This is a genomic window from Serratia sp. 25CWL12 (assembly GCF_055790885.1).
Window position 1 is genome coordinate 4243805 of record NZ_CM147698.1, and the last position, 15761, is coordinate 4259565.

Annotated in this window: 13 protein-coding genes; 6 read left to right on the forward strand and 7 right to left on the reverse strand. The window is 52.0% G+C overall.

Features of this window, described 5'->3' with window-relative positions:
- Nucleotides 1-38: 38 nt before the first annotated feature.
- From recG to gmk, 5 genes are read right to left on the reverse strand one after another with little or no spacing between them, the layout of a single operon-like run.
- Complete coding sequence (gene recG, locus ACX9GV_RS18495; protein WP_473198071.1) at nt 39-2120, reverse strand: ATP-dependent DNA helicase RecG; 2082 nt, start codon at nt 2118-2120, stop codon at nt 39-41.
- On the reverse strand, nt 2117-2815 hold the full coding sequence (trmH, locus tag ACX9GV_RS18500) for a tRNA (guanosine(18)-2'-O)-methyltransferase TrmH (RefSeq protein WP_473196482.1): 699 nt from the start codon (nt 2813-2815) through the stop codon (nt 2117-2119). The genes recG and trmH overlap by 4 nt, the downstream gene beginning before the upstream one ends.
- A 5-nt stretch (nt 2816-2820) precedes the next feature.
- Nucleotides 2821-4932, reverse strand: a complete 2112-nt coding sequence (gene spoT / locus ACX9GV_RS18505; protein WP_023490389.1) for a bifunctional GTP diphosphokinase/guanosine-3',5'-bis pyrophosphate 3'-pyrophosphohydrolase — start codon at nt 4930-4932, stop codon at nt 2821-2823.
- An 18-nt stretch (nt 4933-4950) separates the two neighbouring features.
- Entirely contained in the window at nt 4951-5226 is a 276-nt protein-coding gene (gene rpoZ, locus ACX9GV_RS18510; RefSeq protein ID WP_023490388.1) for a DNA-directed RNA polymerase subunit omega, read from the reverse strand.
- 54 nt (nt 5227-5280) lie between these two features.
- Nucleotides 5281-5904, reverse strand: coding sequence for a guanylate kinase (gene gmk, locus ACX9GV_RS18515; protein ID WP_473196483.1), 624 nt, complete (start codon nt 5902-5904; stop codon nt 5281-5283).
- A gap of 358 nt (nt 5905-6262) precedes the next feature.
- On the opposite strand from gmk, the gene ligB reads away from it, so the two are divergent.
- Nucleotides 6263-7990: an NAD-dependent DNA ligase LigB gene (gene ligB, locus ACX9GV_RS18520; RefSeq protein WP_473196484.1), complete on the forward strand. Its 1728-nt coding sequence runs from the start codon at nt 6263-6265 to the stop codon at nt 7988-7990.
- Nucleotides 7991-8044: 54 nt separating this feature from the next.
- Nucleotides 8045-8407 carry a YibL family ribosome-associated protein gene (locus ACX9GV_RS18525; RefSeq protein WP_473198072.1) on the forward strand — a complete coding sequence of 121 codons (363 nt, stop codon included), beginning with the start codon at nt 8045-8047 and terminating at the stop codon, nt 8405-8407.
- A gap of 37 nt (nt 8408-8444) precedes the next feature.
- On the opposite strand, the gene yiiM is transcribed toward ACX9GV_RS18525, so the two are convergent.
- Together yiiM and fdhD are read right to left on the reverse strand one after the other, a co-directional pair.
- A complete protein-coding gene (gene yiiM / locus ACX9GV_RS18530; RefSeq protein WP_473196485.1) occupies nt 8445-9137 on the reverse strand; it encodes a 6-hydroxyaminopurine reductase in 693 nt (230 codons plus the stop codon).
- A gap of 35 nt (nt 9138-9172) precedes the next feature.
- Complete coding sequence (gene fdhD / locus ACX9GV_RS18535; RefSeq protein WP_473198073.1) at nt 9173-9949, reverse strand: formate dehydrogenase accessory sulfurtransferase FdhD; 777 nt, start codon at nt 9947-9949, stop codon at nt 9173-9175.
- Nucleotides 9950-10160: 211 nt separating this feature from the next.
- On the opposite strand from fdhD, the gene fdnG reads away from it, so the two are divergent.
- The 4 genes from fdnG to fdhE are packed head-to-tail and all read left to right on the forward strand — an operon-like array spanning nt 10161 to nt 15681.
- Entirely contained in the window at nt 10161-13208 is a 3048-nt protein-coding gene (gene fdnG, locus ACX9GV_RS18540) for a formate dehydrogenase-N subunit alpha (protein WP_473196486.1), read from the forward strand.
- Between the two features lie 12 nt (nt 13209-13220).
- Nucleotides 13221-14120 (forward strand): formate dehydrogenase subunit beta, encoded by a 900-nt coding sequence (fdxH, locus tag ACX9GV_RS18545; protein ID WP_023489573.1) that lies wholly within the window; start codon nt 13221-13223, stop codon nt 14118-14120.
- Nucleotides 14117-14755 carry a formate dehydrogenase cytochrome b556 subunit gene (gene fdoI, locus ACX9GV_RS18550; RefSeq protein WP_023489572.1) on the forward strand — a complete coding sequence of 213 codons (639 nt, stop codon included), beginning with the start codon at nt 14117-14119 and terminating at the stop codon, nt 14753-14755. Before fdxH ends, fdoI begins: the two co-directional genes overlap by 4 nt.
- Nucleotides 14752-15681, forward strand: coding sequence for a formate dehydrogenase accessory protein FdhE (gene fdhE / locus ACX9GV_RS18555; RefSeq protein ID WP_473196487.1), 930 nt, complete (start codon nt 14752-14754; stop codon nt 15679-15681). The genes fdoI and fdhE overlap by 4 nt, the downstream gene beginning before the upstream one ends.
- Nucleotides 15682-15761 lie beyond the last annotated feature (80 nt).

Sequence of the window (15761 nt, forward strand, 5' to 3'; positions counted from 1 at the left end):
TGCTCAAGTTGCCGTTGGACCACGGCATCCTGTTATTACTAGGCATTGGAATAACGGGTGGTTTCCGGTAGCCAGCGTTCAATCAGGGCGAGAGCATGTTGTGGATAGTGTTGGTGAATATGGCGCGCAACGCGTTGAACTTCCGGGATCATGTGCTGATCACGCAACAACTCGGCGACTTTGAACGCCATACTCCCGGTTTGACGGGTGCCGAGTAATTCACCAGGCCCGCGAATCTCTAAATCTTGCTGAGCAATGACAAACCCATCATTACTGTCGCGCAGGACTTGTAGGCGTTTCTGGGCAGTTTTGCTCAGTGGGGTTTTATAAAGCAGCACACAGTGTGAGGCGATAGCGCCACGACCAACACGGCCACGTAATTGGTGTAGCTGTGCCAAACCCAGCCTTTCCGGGTTTTCAATAATCATCAAACTGGCGTTGGGAACATCGACACCAACTTCAATCACGGTGGTGGCCACTAATAGCTGTAATTCACCCTGTTTGAATGCCTGCATCACCGCTTGCTTTTCTTGGGCTTTCATCCGGCCATGTACCAGTGCAACTTTCAGTTCTGGCAGGGCAGCTTGCAACTCTTGCCAAGTGGCCTCTGCCGCCTGGGCTTCCAGTAAGTCTGACTCTTCAATCAGTGTACAGACCCAATAGGCTTGGCGGCCTTCCTTGATACAGGCGTTTTTTACCCGCTCGATAATATCAGCGCGGCGCGTATCAGGGATGGCCACGGTGGTTACCGGGGTACGGCCTGGGGGGAGTTCATCAATGATTGAGGTATCGAGGTCGGCATAGGCCGTCATCGCCAGCGTGCGTGGGATGGGGGTGGCCGTCATAATCAACTGATGGGCGTGGAACCCTTGCTCTTCGCCCTTTTCCCACAATGCCAGCCGCTGGTGTACACCAAAGCGGTGTTGTTCATCAATAATCACCAAGGCTAGGCCATTAAACTGCACCTGCTGCTGAAAAATGGCATGGGTACCGACCACCATCATTACTTGACCGCTGGCAATGGCTTGTTGTTGAGCAAGACGTGCCTTGCCTTTCTGCTTTCCTGCCAGCCAGCCGACTTCGATGCCTAATGGTTCAAACCATTGGCGAAAATTATTGGCATGTTGTTCAGCCAGCAATTCCGTCGGGGCCATCAGTGCCACTTGTTTACCATGGACGATGGCTCGCAAGGCCGCCAGCGCGGCAACCAGCGTTTTACCTGAACCTACATCACCTTGTACCAAACGCATCATCGGAAAGCCTTTTTGCATATCGGCTTCGATATCTGCCACGACTCTGTTTTGTGCATTGGTCGGTGAAAAGGGCAGTTGTGCGAGGAACGCTTGTTTCAACCGGTCATCTGGTGCCAGTGAAGGGGCCAGGTAACTTTGTGCCCCGGCACGTACTGCCAGCATGCTAAGGTTGTGTGCCAATAACTCTTCGAGGATCAGGCGTTTTTGTGCGGGGTGTTTACCCTGTTCCAAATCAATTAGTTGAATATCAGGCGGTGGGCGGTGCAGAGTATGTAGCGCCTGCGGCAGACTGACTAAACCGTGACTCAATTCTGCCGGTAATAGCTCCGCAATGGCGCAGGTATCCAGTTGTTCCAATGCCTGATCCGTTAACTTCCGTAGTGTGGCCTGGCGAACACCTTCCGTAGTGGAATAAACCGGTGTCAGTGCCTCTTGCAGTTCAACGTCACTTTTTTCACCCTGAATACGGTATTCCGGATGAATGATTTCTGCCCCGTGAGCGCCGCGTTTTACTTCACCGTAGGCGGTTATGCGGCGGCCAATCGCCAGGCTGTTCTTCATTGCCGCATTGAAATTGAAAAAGCGCATGGTCAGGATGCCGCTGCCATCACTGATCTGGCAAACCAACATACGGCGTCGACCAAAACTGATATCACAACGCAGGATCTCCCCTTCCACCGTGGCAAAAAGACCCGGTAGCAGCGCGTTAATCAGATAGAGTCGGGTACGGTCTTCATAGCGCAATGGCAGATGGAGTAGTAAGTCCTGAAGGGTGTGCAAGCCAATTTTGGCGAGCTTTTTTGCCTGACTGGCCCCCACACCAGAGAGGGTGGTAATAGGGATGGTATCCAGCAGTTGGCCTTTCATCGGCGTACCGTTGTCGCCTGCATGGTTGCCCACCATTCAGCGCTGGCAACCACCTGGCCCTGTTCGTCAATATGTGGGCGCGGTAGCCCTTTGCGTTTAGCCACATTGGCCAACACGGGATAACCACCCTCAAACAGCAAGCGTTGTTGCTCTTGCGCATCCAATGCACTCTGTTCACGGTGATACAAACCGGCATTTTGCCGTTGTCGCTGCGCTTCATACAGAATCAATGCTGCAGCCACAGAGACATTTAAAGACTGCACCATACCGATCATGGGGATGATGATGTCCTGATCAGCCAAGGCCAGCGCCTGTTCAGTAATGCCGGTTTTTTCCTGCCCCAGCAGTATGCAGGTTGGGCGTGTATAGTCTATTTCACGGAAATCAACAGCACGGTCTGACAGGTGAGTTGCCAGGATTTGCATCCCCTGACCTTTTAGCTGTGAAACGGCCTGGTTAATCGAGGGGTGCGTTTTTATATTGACCCAACTGTTACTGCCAGCGGCTGAGGAAACCAGGGTTCGCATGCGCGGGGTAGGCCAGATGGCATGCAACTGGTGCACGCCAACGGCATCGGCAGTCCGTATAATCGCGGAGACGTTATGGGGTTTGTGAACCTGTTCCAGGCAGATGGTCAGATCAGGCTGCCGAGTAGCCAGCATTTGACGAATCCGCGCATAGCGTTCAGGGCTCATAAGCGCTAGTTTCTATTACGGGTAACTTTAATCACATCCGGCATAATACGGATCTTGCGCATAATATTTGCCAAATGGACGCGATCACGCGTGGTTAAACGGATAAAAGCGCTGTAGACCCGGCCATCTCGCTCTTCAGTATTCAGGCTTTGAATGTTCGAGCCGGCAGCATTGATAGCGGCGGTCAGGCTGGCCAATGCACCTTGATGGTTGAACATGTCTACCTTGATTTCTGCAATAAACTCCTGCTCAGCCTTCATATCCCACTCGACCGCCATGAACTTTTCCGGTTCTTTCTGGTAGCCACGGATATTGCGGCAGGATTCATGGTGGATCACCAAACCTTTGCCTGGGCTGACATGAGCAATAATTGGATCACCAGGAATCGGTCGGCAGCATTTGGCAAAGGTGATCAAGACGCCATCGGCACCTTTAATGGATAGATTGCGCACGTTGTTGGAAAAAATGCCCAAGCTGGAGTGATCCCCTTGCAGATTCTTTGCCACTACCACGCTCATTGCATTACCGAGGCCAATTTCAGCCAGGAGATCGTCCAGGGTAGCCAGTTTCATGCGCTCCAGTTCATGCTGGATATTTTCTTGTGGCACTTCAGCCAGTTTGCGACTGCCACCGAGCGCATGGTTAAGCAAACGACGCCCCAGACTGACGGAATCATCGCGCTTGAGGTTTTTCAGCATCTGGCGGATTTTCGCCCGCGCTTTTGAACTGACAACAAAATTCAACCAAGCGGCATTAGGCCGAGCACCGGGCGCGGTAATCACCTCGACGGTCTGACCACTGTGCAGGGATTGCGATAATGGATAGGGCTGGCGATCAACCCGTGCACCGACACAAGCATGACCGATATCGGTATGCACTGCGTAGGCGAAGTCTACCGGGGTCGCTCCGGCGGGTAATTCAACAATGCGGCCTTCTGGCGTGAAAACGTAAATTTCATCTGGGAACAGATCGGATTTTACACTTTCAATAAATTCAAACGAACTGCCTGCACTCTGTTGTAGCTCAAGTAAGCTCTGCATCCAGCGTTGGGCACGGATTTGTGCCGTCGTGCCGGTAGATTCGCCTTTTTCCTTATAAGCCCAGTGCGCAGCAACCCCCATCTCAGCCATCTGCTCCATATCTTCGGTACGGATTTGCACCTCAACCGGCACACCATGCGGGCCGATTAATGAAGTATGTAGTGATTGATAGCCGTTAGCCTTGGGGATGGCGATATAGTCTTTGACCCGACCAGGGCGCGGTTTATACAGGCTGTGTGCCTGCCCTAGCACCCGGTAACAGGTGTCTACTTCTTTCACGATCACCCGGAAAGCATAGATATCCATAATGGAATGGAACCGCTGCTCTTTCAGGTGCATCTTGCAGTAGATGGAGTAGAGGTGTTTTTCCCGCCCACTAACCCGGCAGGGAATACCAGCTTCAGTCAAACGCCCTTCGATTTCAGAGAGGATTTTCTGGATCATCTCTTTACGGTTACCCCGGGCGGATTTCACCACTTCTTTGATGACCCGATAGCGGTTCGGGTACAGCGCTTCAAAACCCAACTCTTCCAGTTCGGTTTTCAGGTGGTGGATCCCCAGGCGGTGAGCCAGAGGACTATAAATTTCCAGTGTTTCACGGGCGATGCGCCGCCGTTTGTCTGGGCGTAGTGAACCCAGGGTGCGCATGTTGTGGGTACGGTCTGCCAGTTTGATCAGCACGACACGAATATCCTGCACCATCGCCATGATCATTTTGCGGAAGTTTTCCGCCTGCGCTTCTTTCTTGTTCTGGAATTTTAACTTATCCAGTTTGGACACCCCTTCAACCAGTTCGGCAACGCTTTTGCCGAACAGTTGTTCCATGTCCTGATAAGTGGCAGAGGTATCTTCAATGACATCGTGCAATAGCGCGGCCATTAGCGTCTCATGGTCGAGGCGCATTTCTGCCAGAATACAGGCCACAGCAACGGGGTGGGTGATATAGGGCTCACCACTGGAGCGTGTTTGCCCCTCGTGAGCATCACGTGCAACCAGATAGGCCTGCCCGAGCTGCTTAATCTGCTCCTCAGGCAAGTAACGTTGAATCAGTTGATTCAGGCTTTCAAACAGATACAAGGCAGACTCGCAGTCTAATTAACGACGACCTTCAGCAATTGCGGTCACCGCTTGGATCTCTGCGGCTTCTTGTTCTTGCTGCTCCTGGCGCTCACGGACATCAAGGATCTTATTGTTGATCAGACCTTCTTCGATTTCGCGCAGAGCGATAACGGTGTACTTATCATTCTCTTCAGGTACCAGAGCATCTTTACCACCGGTCTGGATTTGACGCGCCCGACGAGCAGCGACCAACACCAGGTCAAAACGGTTACCAATTTTCTCTACAGCGTCTTGAACAGTTACGCGTGCCATATTTGTGCTACTCCACAGGTGACGAAAAGATTGGGCATAATACTGAAACTGTCTTCAGTCTGCCAATAATTTGCTGATTAAAGCGTCATGCCGCAGTATTTGGCGGCCTAAACGCAGACGTTCGGCGCGAATAATGTTTTTCAGATCCGATAGCGCCAGATCGAAATCGTCATTCACAATTAAATAATCATACTCTGCATAATGCGTCATTTCTGCAACGGCTTGTGCCATCCGCCTGGCGATGACATCATCGGCATCCTGCCCGCGCCCGCGCAGACGTCTCCCCAACTCCTCCTTGGATGGAGGCAGAATAAAGATGCTGCGTGCCTGGGGCATTTTGGCGCGAACCTGCTGAGCACCTTGCCAGTCAATATCCAGAAAGACATCCACCCCTGTTGACAACACTTGCTCAATGGCCGCACGAGAGGTGCCATAATAGTTGCCGAACACTTGTGCGTGTTCAAGAAACTCATCCTGCTCAATCATACGGTGGAATTCGTCTTTAGAGACGAAAAAGTAATGTTCACCGTGATTTTCACCCGGGCGGCTATCGCGCGTAGTGTGTGAAACCGAAACCTGCGTGTCATAGAGCGGTTGCGTTTTTAACAAAGCCTGAATCAGACTTGATTTCCCTGCGCCACTGGGGGCAGAGACAATATAAAGCATGCCTTGAGCCATGATGATGTTCGTTGATTGCGGTTGATAAGCCAGTTACAGCGGATGTGCATACTCAGATTCACTCACTTGAGTGCGATGAGTATAAATTATCTGCTTAGTATACACGGCTAATGTGCCCTGTGCAGTGCCAGTCGTCATTTTGACGACAGCTTTCTGATGAAAACTGGGGAAAATGACCGAGTCGCGTGCTGGATCGAGAAATTTTCGCCGTTTTCAGCAAGGACCGCTTCTCTTTGGATACCACTTTGCATCCTGAACTTTCCTGATTCGCTAACACAGATGATTGAGTATTTACTCCCCTCTTTACTCAAGTTGATGCAGGTTCAGCCATGGCTTGAATGGCGTCGGGAGGTGCAGGATGTGGCGTTATATTACCCGGATGTTACTAGTGATGGCGGTTGGGTGCCCCATTGCCTGGGCAACTCCCTGTCCAGAATGGCCGCCAGAGCGGTTGCAATTGGAAATAAAGGCGTTGGATAACCAACTCGCACTCTGGGATGAGGCTTATTACCAACAAGGCTATAGCCTTATCGACGATGAAATCTACGATGGTTTACAACAGCAATGGAAAAACTGGCAGCACTGCGCCGGTTTGGTCATACCTGAAGACCATAAACTCCCGTTACCCGAAGGCAAAATAGGGCATCCGGTGGCGCAAACCGGTCTGCGCAAATTATCTGATCCTTTGGCGGTCAGGGAGTGGCTGCAAGATCGTCATGATGTCTGGGTACAACCCAAAATTGATGGTGTGGCGGTTACGCTAGTCTATCAGCAAGGTAGACTGGTTAGCGCCATTAGCCGAGGGAATGGCGAAAAGGGAGAAAACTGGCTGGAAAAGGTCAAGGCGATCCCCGCTGTTCCCGCTGTTTTACCGGGTGCTCCTGTTGATCTGGTACTACAAGGGGAGCTGTTTTTAAAGGTGAATGCGCATCGCCAGCATTCACAAGGGGGGATCAATGCTCGCACCAAGGTAGCGGCGATGTTGATGCGTAACGCAGCTGATGAGCAATTGAAGCAGCTTGGTTTGTTCGTTTGGGCGTGGCCAGATGGCCCAGCAACCATGGCAGAACGTTTAGATCAACTTACTGCTCTGGGGTTTGTACTCCCTCAACAATATTCAAAACCCGTTAATTCATTCGCGGAAGTAGAACACTGGCGGGCATTCTGGCATCAAGCCCCGTTACCCTTTGTGACTGACGGCGTGGTTATTCATCAGGGGAAAGTACCCCAGGGCCGTTATTGGCAGGCCAAACCGGGTCATTGGGCCGCAGCCTGGAAATATCCTCCCCTACAGCAAGTGGCCAGGGTTAAGGGCGTGGAGTTTGCGGTGGGGCGCACGGGTAAAATCGCGGTGGTATTGCAGTTAGAACCGGTACGTATGGACGATAAATTGATCCGACGGGTTAATGTCGGCTCTCTATCCCTGTGGCAAAAGTGGCATATCGTGCCGGGCGATCAGGTTGCTATCAGTTTAATGGGGCATGGTATCCCTCATGTGAACCGTGTGGTTTGGCGCACGGTAGAAAGGGCCACCTTGGTGGTGCCAAAGCAGCAGGATTACCATCTATTGAGTTGCTTTAGCTTGCAGCCCGGTTGTCACCAGCAATTTCTGGCACGCTTGGTGTGGCTAGGGAGTGAAAATGGGCTGAATATCAGGGGGATGAGTAAAGCGGGGTGGCAGGCGTTAATCGATCAGGGGCGGGTGGATGGCTTGCTGAGTTGGCTCGATTTAACCCCCGAATTGCTCAATCAGGTTCCCGGCTGGGGGGAGAAACGTGCACAGGCTCTTTACCAGCAATTCCGTCTGGCTCGGCAGCAACCTTTTCACCGTTGGTTAATGGCGCTGGGTATGCCCGTTTCCTCATCCCAATTAACGCATTTGCAAAGTTGGCCTCAGGTGCAACAGATGACCCATACACAATGGCAGAAACTGGCCGGCATTGGGGCTAAAAAGGCCCAGGATATAGAGAGTTTTCTCCACTCTTCGGCATTTTTGGCACTCGTGCTACTATTGCAACAGCATAATATAAATGGCTTCGAGACTGTTGCTGGTGATCCTGCATTCTACTCAGAATCTTTGGAGTAGATGCTGGCCAGCAACTTGAATGAACCTGGGTATAACACAAAACAGGCCAACGAGATGAAAGAGAAAGAAAAGGCAGAGATTAAGCGCCTGAGTGACCAACTGGATGCTTTGAACCATAAAGACACTCTGGTGATCCAACGAGGTAATCCAGAGCTGATTGCACAACACAGCAAAGAAAAAGAGAAACTGGCAGCAGAGATTGAGCGCTTGAAAAATGTGCGTGTTGAAAAACTGAGCACAGAAGCGCAGAAGTTGAGCCAGTTACCATTCAGCCGCGAAATTACCAAGAAAGAGCAAGCTGATATGGGGGCATTGAAGAAAAGTGCCCGAGGCCTGATCGTGGTGCATCCCATGACGGCATTAGGCCGTGAGATGGGGCTGAAAGTGGTTACTGGCTACGCCAAAAAAGAGTTTTGAATTTGACTGGCTCTGCGTAGCAGAGCCAGGTTCTTCATCAGACGGCAATATTTTGGTTTGCTGAGTGACCTAATAGACGGTAGTTAAAATCTTCTATTGCTCCGTGGGTGATGCGTGCCACTAGGGTTTTGCTCCAACTGGCGGAAAGCCCCGAGACTGCCAGTAGGCGACGATACTGCTCTTCGTCAAATGGCATATGCCAGGCAATGCCGATGGCTTGCGCGACGGAAACATCACTATTGCGCACGACCAGTTCCAGTGGCTGATCACCACTGACGGTACCAGCAGAAACCACGCGGTATAGCCAACCACAGCGGCCAGTTTGCTGCATTAACACTGAGATATCATTGATAGCCAAATGGTCGTTGAGCTTGAAGCAAGGGGAACGCGGCTGCGTTACCTGAATCAATGCTTTACCCCACCGGAAAATATCCCCCATAAATACGTTTTGTTCGGTTAAACCGAGAGTAGAAATATTTTCGCCAAAGGCGGGTGCGCAGAACTGCTCCGCCTGAGCGGGGAACTGATCACGCCAATGGGCGTAATGCTCTCTTGGGTACTGACATAGCGCACGATCAGGGCCACCGTGGTGAATTTTTTCTGCCTGTTCATCCCCTTCCAGGCCTAATGGCGTGAGATTTATTACGCCTTCCACCAGCCGTTTAGCAATGGCACTGGTTCGACCTTCATAGGGTTGGATAGGACCAAGGTAAACGTCTGGGTGATGCATGATGGCCTCCGTCATCGTCGTGAAAAGTCTTCCAATTAATCGGTGAGGCGCTGCGGATGAGTAAACACCGTGGCCCGACCAGGCTTACTAAAGCCAACCAGCGTTAGATTGCTGCGTTCTGCTATTTCCACCGCCAGTGACGTGGCGGCAGAGACGACAAATAAAATCTCGGCACCACACATGGCAGATTTTTGCACCATTTCATAGCTTGCTCGGCTGGAAACCAGGATCGCCCCTTGCTGCCACCCCTGTCTGGCGCGCATACCGAGCATCTTGTCCAGCGCCACATGGCGGCCAACGTCTTCGCACCCTCCCAATAACTCACCCTGTGGCGAGATCCAACTGGCGGCATGGGTACAACCGGTCAGTTGCCCAACGTTTTGCACCTGGCGCAGTTGCCCAAGGGCATGGTCGAGATTAGCCAAGGAGAAGGTTTGCGTGAAGGGCAGCGGTGTGACGGGGCGGAAGATATCCGCTAACTGCTCGATGCCACAAACCCCGCAACCGGTACGACCCGCCATGGCGCGCCGCCGTTCTTTCAAGCCGGCAAAACGGCGGCTTGAGAGCTCTATTTGTACTTCCAGGCCATTGCAGGTGGGATTAATCTCTATACTGTAGATATCCCGTGGTGAATCGATAATGCCTTCTGACAGGGAAAAACCCAGAGCGAATGCCTCCAGATCTTTTGGGGTGCACATCATGACTACGTGAGAAATACCGTTATAGACCAGCGCAACCGGCACCTCTTCCGCCAGCCAATCTTGCTGCATTGTGCTGAGTTGCCCCCGTTGATAGACCGGGACTTGGGACAAGCCTGTGAGAGTGCTCTCATTTGTGGGTTGTTCTTGTTCTGAATTGTTCACTTAATTAGCACCTGTTTGTAACAACCCGATGAACGCTATGGTATTATCCCAGCGTTTCAGGCCAAGCCAAACATAACAAGTAGTGATTCTAGCGCTTCCCGCTTTGGGAGAGGAAGCGCCATTTGAAACAATGTGACAACACGAGTGAAAGGAGACCCCCATGCAGGTCAGCAGAAGGCAGTTCTTTAAGATCTGCGCTGGCGGTATGGCAGGAACGACGGTTGCTGCGTTGGGCTTTAGCCCGGCAGCGGCGTTAGCGGAGACTCGGCAGTACAAACTGCTGCGAGCCCGTGAAACCCGTAATACCTGTACGTATTGTTCCGTCGGCTGCGGGCTGTTGATGTACAGCCTAGGTGATGGCGCTAAAAACGCCAAAGAGAGTATCTTCCATATCGAAGGGGATCCGGACCACCCGGTAAACCGTGGGGCACTTTGCCCGAAAGGTGCAGGGCTGGTGGATTTTATCCACAGCGAAAGCCGTCTCCAATACCCGGAATATCGCGCTGCTGGCTCTGATAAATGGCAACGTATCAGTTGGGATGATGCCTTCACCCGCATCGCCAAATTGATGAAAGCAGACCGGGACGCCAACTTCGTCAAAACCAATGACCAAGGGGTAACGGTTAACCGCTGGTTGACCACGGGCATGCTGTGCGCTTCGGCTTCCAGCAATGAAACCGGATACCTGACACAAAAATTTAGTCGCTCTCTCGGCATGCTTGCCGTAGATAATCAAGCGCGTGTTTGACACGGACCAACGGTAGCAAGTCTTGCTCCAACATTTGGTCGCGGTGCGATGACCAACCACTGGGTTGATATCAAGAACGCCGACTTAATTATCGTTATGGGGGGGAACGCGGCAGAAGCGCATCCAGTGGGGTTCCGCTGGGCGATGGAAGCCAAGATTCATAATAAAGCCAAGCTGATCGTCATTGATCCGCGCTTTACCCGTACCGCATCCGTAGCGGATTTTTACACGCCGATTCGTTCCGGTACTGACATTGCCTTTTTGTCAGGGGTGTTGTTGTATCTGATCAATAACAACAAAATTAACCGTGAATACGTTAATGCTTATACCAATGCCAGCTTGCTGGTGCGGGAAGATTTCAGCTTTGACGACGGTTTGTTTAGTGGTTATGACGCAGAACATCGCAAGTACGATAAAACCACCTGGAACTACCAACTCGACGAGAACGGTTTTGCCAAGCGTGATATCACGTTGCAAGATCCACGTTGCGTGTGGAATATGCTGAAACAGCACGTCAGCCGTTATACGCCTGAGGTGGTGACCAATATCTGCGGAACGCCAACTGAGGATTTCCTCAAGGTTTGTGAATATATCGCAGAAACCAGCAGCCCGAATAAAACCGCTTCGTTCCTGTACGCCTTGGGTTGGACACAGCACTCGGTGGGTGCGCAGAACATCCGTACCATGGCGATGATCCAATTGCTGCTCGGCAATATGGGTATGGCGGGTGGCGGTGTGAACGCACTGCGTGGTCACTCCAATATTCAGGGGTTGACGGACCTGGGGTTGTTGTCACAAAGCCTACCGGGTTATTTGAGCCTGCCTTCTGAAAAACACACTGACCTCGACAGCTATCTGAAAGCCAACACGCCGAAGGCGCTGCTGCCTGGTCAAGTAAACTATTGGGGCAACTATCCCAAATTCTTTGTCAGCCTGATGAAGAGCTTCTATGGCGATAAAGCGCAGAAGGAGAACAACTGGGGCTTTGACTGGTTGCCTAAATGGGACAAAGGCTACGACGTACTGCAGTACTTTGAAATGATGTCGAAAGGGTTGGTCAACGGTTATATTTGCCAAGGCTTTAACCCGGTGGCGTCCTTCCCGAACAAGCACAAAATCGTCTCTTCGCTGGCTAAATTGAAGTACCTGGTCACCATTGATCCGCTGAATACTGAAACCGCCAACTTCTGGCAGAATCACGGCGAATTTAATGATGTGGATCCGTCCAAGATTCAGACCGAGGTGTTCCGCTTGCCATCAACCTGCTTTGCAGAAGAAAGAGGTTCGATTGTTAACTCAGGTCGCTGGTTACAGTGGCACTGGAAAGGGGCTGATGCCCCGGGGCAAGCACTGAACGATGGTCAAATTTTGGCTGGCTTGTTTACACGCCTGCGCGAAATGTACCAGAGTGAGGGCGGGGCCGTACCAGAGCAAGTGCTGAACATGAGCTGGGATTATCTCACGCCAGAAAATCCAGAGCCGGAAGAAGTGGCAATGGAGAGCAATGGCCGTGCGTTGGCCGATGTGCTCGATCCTGATGGTAAAGTGTTAGCGAAGAAGGGTGAGCAACTGAGCACCTTCGCACACTTGCGTGATGATGGTTCTACTGCCAGTGGTTGCTGGATCTTTACCGGTAGTTGGACCCCTGCGGGTAACCAGATGGCTCGTCGCGATAATGCTGATCCTTCCGGTCTCGGTAATACCTTGGGCTGGGCTTGGGCTTGGCCACTCAACCGTCGCATTCTGTATAACCGTGCCTCCGCCGATCCTGCTGGTAAACCGTGGGATGCCAAGCGCCAACTGATCGAGTGGGATGGTGCCAAATGGAGCGGGATAGATATTCCTGACTATAGTGCTGCGGCACCGGGTAGCGATGTTGGGCCATTTATCATGCAGCCGGAAGGGATGGGCCGCCTGTTTGCCATCGACAAAATGGCGGAAGGGCCGTTTCCTGAACACTATGAACCCTTTGAAACACCACTGGGTACTAACCCGCTGCACCCGAACGTGGTCTCTAACCCTGCTGCGCGGGTGTTTAAAGATGACTTGGCGGCCATGGGTAAATCTGACAAGTTCCCGTATGTCGGTACCACCTATCGTCTGACCGAGCATTTCCACTACTGGACCAAACATTCACTGATTAATGCGATTACTCAGCCGGAACAGTTTGTGGAAATTGGCGAGAAACTGGCAGAGAAGAAAGGCATCAAGCAGGGCGATACGGTAAAAGTCAGTTCCAACCGGGGCTATATCAAAGCCAAGGCGGTGGTGACCAAACGTATCCGGACACTGCAGGTGAATGGGCAGGATGTGGACACCATTGGTATCCCTATTCACTGGGGTTACGAAGGGGTGGCGAAGAAGGGCTTCCTTGCCAACACACTGACGCCGTTTGTCGGTGATGCCAACACGCAAACGCCGGAGTTCAAGGCGTTCCTGGTTAACGTGGAAAAGGTGTAACGGAGACGAATTATGGCAATGCAATCTCAAGACATCATTCGTAAATCCGCGACCAATGGCCTCACACCAGCTCCGCAGGTGCGTGATTACCAGGAAGAAGTGGGCAAGCTGATTGATGTGACCACCTGTATTGGTTGTAAAGCCTGTCAGGTAGCTTGTTCTGAATGGAACGATATTCGTGATGAAGTCGGTCATAACGTCGGGGTTTACGATAACCCCGCCGATTTGACGGCTAAATCCTGGACGGTGATGCGCTTTTCTGAAGTAGAGGAGCACGGCAAGTTGGAGTGGTTGATCCGTAAGGATGGCTGCATGCACTGTGCCGATCCGGGTTGCCTGAAGTCCTGTCCGGCAGAAGGGGCGATCATCCAGTACGCGAATGGCATCGTCGATTTCCAGTCTGAACACTGTATCGGTTGTGGTTATTGTATCGCGGGTTGTCCGTTCGATGTGCCGCGCATGAATCCGGAAGACAACCGGGTGTACAAATGTACCCTGTGTGTTGACCGTGTTGTTGTGGGCCAGGAGCCAGCCTGTGTGAAAACCTGTCCTACCGGGGCGATTCACTTCGGCACCAAAGCGGCGATGCATGATATTGCGGCTGAACGTGTTCAGGAGCTGAAAACTCGCGGCTTCGAGAATGCGGGCCTGTACGACCCTCAAGGGGTTGGCGGCACGCATGTGATGTATGTTTTGCATCACGCTGACAAGCCGCAGTTGTATCATGGCCTGCCAGAGGACCCGAGTATCAGCTCGGCGGTTAAATTCTGGAAAGGGGTATGGAAGCCGCTGGCTGCTGTCGGCTTTGCTGTTACCTTTGCCGCCAGTATCTTCCACTATGTCGGCGTAGGGCCAAACCGCGTCGAAGAGGAAGAGCCAGAGCAACCGCATGATGAGGAGACGCGCAAATGAGGAAGGAAAAGCCAATTCAGCGCTATAGTGCGCCGGAGCGGATTAACCACTGGATTGTGGCGTTCTGCTTTATTTTTGCCGCCATCAGCGGATTGGGGTTTATGTTTCCCTCCTTTAACTGGCTGATGAATATCTTCGGTACCCCGCAGTTGGCACGGATCCTTCACCCTTTCGTCGGGGTGATTATGTTCGTGGCATTCTTGCTGATGTTCCGGCGTTACTGGCGACATAACCTGTTCAACCGGGAAGATATCGTTTGGGCAAAAAACATCCACAAAATCGCGATGAATGAGGAAGTGGGTGATGTCGGGCGCTATAATTTCGGCCAGAAGTGTGTGTTCTGGGCAGCGATAACCTTTCTGGTGCTATTGCTGGCCACGGGAGTGGTGATCTGGCGGCCTTACTTTGCCCCATCGTTCCCTATCCCGTTGATCCGCATTGCACTGTTGGTGCATTCGCTGTCTGCTGTGGCGTTGATTATGGTCATCATGGTGCATATTTACGCCGCGCTATGGGTAAAAGGCACCATTACTGCCATGGTCGAGGGTTGGGTACCTGCCGCCTGGGCCAAGAAACATCATCCGCGCTGGTACCGTGAGGTCCGCGAAAAACAACAGGAAGATAAACCCAGATGAGTATTCGCATCGTTCCTAAAGATCAATTAGGAGCATCATGCGAGAAGTCAAAAACGGCGGAAACTATTCCGCCGTTACTTTTCGCTAATTTGAAGAGCCTTTATACTCGCCGAGCGGAGCGTTTGCGCCAACTGGCAACAGACCATCCTCTGGGCGACTATCTTAACTTTGCCGCCGGTATCGCGCAGGCGCAGCACAATGCTTGCCACGATAATCCATTGGTACTGGATCTTAACCAGGCATTGACGCAGAGCGCCAACAGCGGTAAGCCGCCATTGGATATCAGCGTTTATCCACGCAGTGAACACTGGCACCATCTCCTGACTTCGTTGATTGCCGAGTTACGTCCACAGGCGCAAGATCATGTCTTGACCGTGCTGGAGAACCTGGAAAAATCCTCATCCCATGAGTTGGAACAGATGGCTGACCACTTGCTAAAAGGGGAATTTGGCAAAGTGGGTAGTGATAAAGCGCCGTTCCTTTGGGCGGCTTTGTCGTTATACTGGGCACAAATGGCCAGCCTGATCCCGGGTAAGGCCAGAGCCGAATATGGTGAACAGCGTCAGTTCTGCCCGGTTTGCGGCAGTATGCCGGTGTCCAGTATGGTGCATATTGGTACTGTGAATGGTTTGCGTTATCTGCACTGCAACCTGTGTGAAAGTGAGTGGCATGTGGTGCGGGTGAAATGCAGTAATTGCGAGCAAACGCGCGATCTCAACTACTGGTCATTAGAGAGTGAACAGGCCGCAGTGAAAGCCGAAAGCTGTGGCGATTGTGGAACCTACCTGAAGCTTCTCTATCAGGAAAAGGACCCACAAGTAGAGGCAGTAGCTGACGATTTGGCCTCGCTGGTGCTGGATGCCAGAATGGAAGAAGAGGGGTTTGCACGTAGCAGCATCAATCCATTCCTGTTCCCAGGGGAATAAACGGCGGTTCTTCTCCCCATGCAGCAAATGTGTGGGCGAGAAGAGGATTCAAACCCTCTTGGCAAACTTAACAACCGAGT